Annotated in this window: 4 protein-coding genes; all 4 read left to right on the forward strand. The window is 52.7% G+C overall.

The window, feature by feature from the left end:
- Positions 1-233 precede the first annotated feature (233 nt).
- The 4 genes from PHC90_14150 (at position 234) to PHC90_14165 (ending at position 5692) form a co-directional block, all read left to right on the forward strand.
- Positions 234-1682: a 4-hydroxyphenylacetate 3-hydroxylase N-terminal domain-containing protein gene (locus tag PHC90_14150; GenBank protein MDD3847486.1), complete on the forward strand. Its 1449-nt coding sequence runs from the start codon at positions 234-236 to the stop codon at positions 1680-1682.
- A 76-nt stretch (positions 1683-1758) separates the two neighbouring features.
- Positions 1759-3201 (forward strand): 4-hydroxyphenylacetate 3-hydroxylase N-terminal domain-containing protein, encoded by a 1443-nt coding sequence (locus tag PHC90_14155; protein ID MDD3847487.1) that lies wholly within the window; start codon positions 1759-1761, stop codon positions 3199-3201.
- A gap of 58 nt (positions 3202-3259) precedes the next feature.
- On the forward strand, positions 3260-4840 hold the full coding sequence (locus PHC90_14160) for an AMP-binding protein (protein ID MDD3847488.1): 1581 nt from the start codon (positions 3260-3262) through the stop codon (positions 4838-4840).
- Between the two features lie 192 nt (positions 4841-5032).
- Positions 5033-5692: a TetR family transcriptional regulator gene (locus PHC90_14165; GenBank protein ID MDD3847489.1), complete on the forward strand. Its 660-nt coding sequence runs from the start codon at positions 5033-5035 to the stop codon at positions 5690-5692.
- Positions 5693-5966: the final 274 nt, after the last annotated feature.

The raw sequence follows: 5966 nt of genomic DNA on the forward strand, positions 1-5966 counted from the left end.
GCGCACTGCTGTTTCCTGACGCCTCGGGTTCTCATTCAATATTATCCCAAAAACTCAATCCAAATCCTTCGTAACCCATATAATTCGTCACTTCCCGACTTCCCGAATTCCGCAGCAATTTTCGCTTGACATGCCTCGAGTTTTTTTCTATGGGTCAGCACATTGATTGGTCATCCAACAAATTGGTCGAATAACCAGCGCACAAGGATACGACAATTCAGAGGAGGAGCAGAATGAAAACGGGCAAGGAGTACATTGATAGCATCAAGGCGATGAACTTCGAGTTGTACATCGACGGCGGAAAGATCAAGAACCTTTACGACCATCCCAAGATCCGGCCGGCGATCGATGCCGTGGCGGAATCGTATGACTTCGCTTTCAACGCGGAGCTCCAGGAACAGTTCGTCACAACCTCACACCTCACCGGCGAGACGATTTCGCGCTTCCAGCATGTCCCCCAGAGTACGGATGACCTCATCCGGAAGGTCAGTATTACCCGGTACGCCAATCGTCATCTGGGCTGTTGTTCGTTCCGCTGTGCCCAAAACATCTTCGCGCCTCTGCTCTACATCACAAAAAAGATTGACCATGACAAGGGCACCCGGTACCACGACAACGCCCTGAACTGGATCAAGATGATGCAGAAAGAAGACCTTCTCGGGTGTCCGGCCATCACCGACCCGAAGGGGGATCGGCGCATTCAGGCGTGCAAGCAAAGCGATCCGGAAATGTACTTAAAGGTCGTTGAGAAGAACAAGGACGGGATTGTCCTTAAAGGCGCAAAGCTTGCCCAGACTGGAGCCATTCTCGCCCACGAGAAACTGGTTCTCCCGTGTACAACGCACCGCAAGGGCGACGAGGATTATGTTGTCGTCTGCGCCGTTCCCGGGAACGCCCCCGGAATCATCAATATTTCCGTCCGTCAACCCCAGGATGACCGGCGCACCCCAGGTGCAGAGATCGACCTTGGGAACATCAAATACGGCGTTCATGAATGCGTGGTGATTTTCAACAACGTCTTCGTCCCTTGGGAACGCGTGTTCATGTGCGGCGAAGTGGAGTATTTGGATGAATTCAACAACATGTTCGGGGCCTGCCACCGGCCGACCACAGGGGGGTGCAAGTCCGGCTGGGCCGATGTCTTGATTGCCGCGACTGACCTGATGGCGGCCAATAACGGCATCCGCAACGTGTCGCATGTGAAGGACAAACTTTCGGACATGTACTCCCTGTCTGAGACGATATTCTCCTGCGGTGTGGCTGCCGCCGCAAAGGGGTTCAAAATCGGAGATGCCGGTTACCTGCCCGACCCGATTCTCGCGAACAACGCCAAGTACTACATATCCAAGGCCGTCTACGATTTGATCCGTCTGGCCGAAGATATCACGGGTGGTATCCTCTCTTGCTGTCCTGGAGAGAAGGAACTGACAAATCCAGAGATTGCCCCCTATCTGGCGCGTTACCTCAGGGGTGTTGACGGTCAGCCGGCGGAGCATCGGGTTCGGATCGTCCGCCTCATCGAAAATATCTCCTGGGGACTCTGCTCCATCCTTCACTCCGCCACCCACGGCGGAGGATCCGGGCAGGCCTGCAAACTTCTCCTCTACGAGTTCTCCCAGTACGCCCCTTACCGTCAGGAAGCCATTGAATCGGCCAAACGACTTTGCGGGATCATCCGATAAGTTTGCGAGAGTCGGTTTGCGGAGGGATGATCGTCGGGCACCAGATCATCGAGTTTGGATACGAAAGGAGGGTTAGATGGCAATTAAGACGGGTGCGGAGTATGTGGACGATCTTCGGAGTATGACCCCGAACGTCTACATGTTGGGGGAAAAGGTAAAGCGGGTCTGGGATGACCCACGCTTCCAGTCCACCTTGAACATCATTTCCAAACTGCATGATTTTTCTTTTGACGAAGAATTCCGTGAACTATCTGTTGTTCACGAACCTCTCGTCGGAGAGCCGGTTAGGAGGCTGAATCTCTACATCCAAAGAACGATGGAGGACTCCATCATCAAGGTCAGGTTGACACGCGAAGTTACGCAACGTCGCATCTGTACCTGGTGCATGTGCAATATTCTCGGTCTGTTATGGGCCACAACTTACGAAACGGACGCGTTGCACAAAACGGAATATCACTCGCGGTTCGTTGAATTCGCCAAGCACCTCATGAAAAACGATTACGATTGTGTTTGGGGAATGATGGATCCCAAAGGGGACAGGTCTCTCAGGCCTTCCCAGCAGAAACATCTGACTGGACTTAAGGTCACAAAGCGCGACGCTAAGGGAATAACCGTTAGCGGTTGCAAAGTTCATACTTCCTATTGTTTCTGTGCGAAGTATATTGTCGTGGTGCCCTGTCGTGCCCTGACGGAGGAGGACAAGGACTTCGCGGTTGCCTTCGCCGTTCCGGTCGACACCCAAGGCATCACTTTCATCGCGAGACCCGCCCCCCAGCGAAGCAATCCCGAAGGAGACATGGAATGTCCCATCGGTTCCGCCATCGGAGCAGTGGAGGGGACGACATTCTTTGAAGACGTGTTCGTTCCCTGGGAACGGGTCTTTATGTGCGGTGAATGGGAGATGGCGGAAAGGATTCCTTACTTTTTCGGAAACCTTCAACGCCAGTCAAAGTGTGCCTGCCTCGCTGGGCATACAGACCTAGTTTGCGGCGTCGCCGCCTTGGTTGCGGATGTCAACGGGCTGGGCATGAAGACGACCCATATCCGGGACAAGATCACGCATACCATGATACAGGCCGAGGTGGCCCAGGGATGCGCACTGGGGGCTGCTGCAGGCGGTGAAATGCACCCCAGCGGCGTTTTCATTCCCAGCACAATCACGGCAAATGCAGGGCTTAACTACATCAAGAATCTGGCCGGCGAACACATTCAGCTTCTGCACGACATTGCCGGCGGGATCATCGTAACCATGCCCACAGAGAACGATTATCGAAATCCCAAGCTTAAAGCGCTGATTGATACGTATTTATCCGGAAACGCTAAATACACGACAGAGGAACGTCTAAGAGTCCTCTACCTTGCCCAGGAAATTGCCGCTTCGACATTTACGGGTTACTTCCTGGGCTGGGCCATAAATGCGTCGGGTTCGCCCATGACTGGCGATGTCCTCGTGCGGGAACTATACGATCTGAAAAAACGAGTGGATATTGCCAAAGGGTGGGCGAAGATCTCGGCATAAGGGGGAAGCGGGGTCAATCTGGATACATTCATCGAATCATTAGAAAAAGGAGGAGACCATGATTTTAGATCCATTGCATGAGAATCTTTTGCGACGAGCGGTCATTGGCGACTTGGTCAGTCGTTCGGCGGCGCGATTCCGGGACAGAACCGTATTCATTTATGGGGGGGAACGGATCAGCTTCCAGGCGCTTAACGAAAAAAGCTGCATGGCGGCCAACGCCTTCACAAAGCTCGGAATCAAGCGGGGTGACCGCGTTGCCTTCATGACCCACAATTGCATGAGCTATCTCTACTGCTGCCTCGGTCTGGCTAAAATCGGCGCGATCACGGTTCCTCTGAACTTTATGTTAAGAGGTGAGGAGATCAGCTACATCATCGGCGATGCCGAACCCAAGGCCTTTTTTGTAGAGGACATACTCACGGAATACGCCCTGGCAGTGAAAAAGGAATTGAAGGGTGTTGAACATTTCGGCTGGATCGATTTCGGCAAGAAACCCAAGCCTGACGGCTGGCTCGATGTCGGTGAATTTTTCAACGGCTCCTATCCAGCAACTGAGCCCGAGGAGATCATCCAATCCGACGACGTTGCAACCCTCATTTATACGACCGGGACGGAGAGCTTTCCCAAGGGGGTCATGACCACGCACCTGAATTATTATATGTCCCTCCTTCACCTTATTCCGGATGCCAATTTCACACGTGACGACGCATTCATTATCGACATCCCGATGTTCCATGTTGCGGGCAATACCGTGCTGTTGGGCGTGTTGGCGTCGGGAGCCCGCGCCGTGATCACTTATGCCCCGGACCCATTCCAGACCCTAAAGTTCACCCAGGAGGAGAAACTTACCTACTGGGTTTATCCGCCTACCCTCTATGCCGCCATTCCCACGATTCCGGGATTCGAGAAGTATGATCTATCCTCACTGAAAAAGTTCATTTCCTTCGGCGCAGTCATTCCCAATGTTGTCATTGAGCGCTGGAAAGGCATCAACCCGGACATTCAGTGGCGCAATTACTGGGGACAGACGGAAAGCTCACCCGTGGGAACAACCTCCAGTCCGGAGTCTTTCGACCAGAAACGGAATGCCATCGGCATTCCTGATACCGGCACTGCTGTAAAGATTTTTGACGACAACGATCAGGAAGTGCCGACCGGGCAGATTGGAGAACTTGTGATACGTTCGGCTGCGGTGATGAAAGGATACTGGAAAAAGGATGACCTGACGGGAAAGACCTTGGCCAACGGCTGGCTCCATACCGGGGATTTGGGCTATATGGACGAAGACGGCTGGATCTATTTCGTTGACCGCAAGAAGGACATGATCAAGACGGGCGGGGAAAATGTCTCATCCCAGGAAGTTGAAGGCGCTCTTCTCCGGCACCCGAAGCTGGCCATGGCAGCGGTCATCGGCCTGCCGGATCCTTACTGGATGGAACTTGTTACGGCTTTAGTTGTTCCGAAACCCGGGATGGAAGTCACGTCAGAAGAGATCATCGCCTTCAGCAAAGAGAACTTGGCCGGATACAAGGTCCCCAAGAAGGTTTTTGTCCGTTCGGCACTGCCTCTGACACCCACGGGCAAGATCCTGAAGCGGGAATTGCGGCGGGAATATTCGGAAGAGGGAAAGAAATAGGAAGGCCAGACAAACAACACTTCAAAAAGACCCTAATCAGCAAGTAGGGGTCGAGTTATTGAACGGGCATGATCGCCGGGCCGGTAACGATGCCCGTTTTTCTTTTGTGCCCGAGGACGAATAATTGCTTGACAACGGTGGCTGAAAGTTACATTGAAGGCTTCGATAATGTAAAGGAAAAGGCGTACATACATGGAAAAAGACGCACAGTTAAAACGGGACAGAAACAAGCGAATCCTGATGGACATTCGTCGCGAGCAACTGACTGCGGCAGCGTACAAGGTCGTCAGCAAGAAGGGATATAACAACTTTACCATCGCCGACATTGCCCACGAAGCCGGACTGTCCGTCGGCCTCGTTCATTACTATTTCAAGAACAAGCAGGAGCTTTTGCTCCACGTCTTTAAGGAAACACAGAAAAACGTTCGAAGAAATCTTGCTGCGGAATTGGAAAAGGCCTCGGATCCACGTGGGAAACTGGAAATCTTCATTGACCAGAGTTTTCTATTGTTCCAACGGGAGAAGGACTACTTCTTTCTGCTCTTCGAGTTCTGGACAGAGATTAACCGTAACAACACCATCAAGAAAATGGTTCGGCGGCTTTACCAAGCTTACCGAGAGGAATTGTCCGTTATCCTCAAGAAAGGCATCGAAGAAAAAATATTTGCGGAAATGGACATTCAGTACACGACCACCTTGTGTGTTTCTATCGTCCAGCATACGATTATTCAGCATCTCATCGATGATACAGCATTCGATTTCAACGAATACGCAGGCCGCATGAAGACCTTCATTATGGAAACCATTCTCAGGAGGGCACATGCAATGGATGGGTACCCCATACCGAGGTAGGGGGCAACAGCGCACTGCCGACGGCATCTTCCCAGAGGGAAACCGCGGGCAACCCATCTGATGCCCCTGAATTTTCTTTAGCTTCCTCAACCTTGCGTCATCGTGCCAACGCCACGGCCATTTTTTTCTGGATCGCGTCGGCCTCGGTGACGATCCGCTCGATGAGTTCGCCCACCGCCGGCTCGTCGTGGATCAGGCCGGTGACCTGGCCCACCGGCAGGAGACCGCCCTCCGCATCCCCCTTCTCCGTCGCCTCCAGAATCAGCTTGAAGGC

The organism is Syntrophorhabdaceae bacterium (genome assembly GCA_028698615.1).
Classification (GTDB): domain Bacteria; phylum Desulfobacterota; class Syntrophorhabdia; order Syntrophorhabdales; family Syntrophorhabdaceae; genus Delta-02.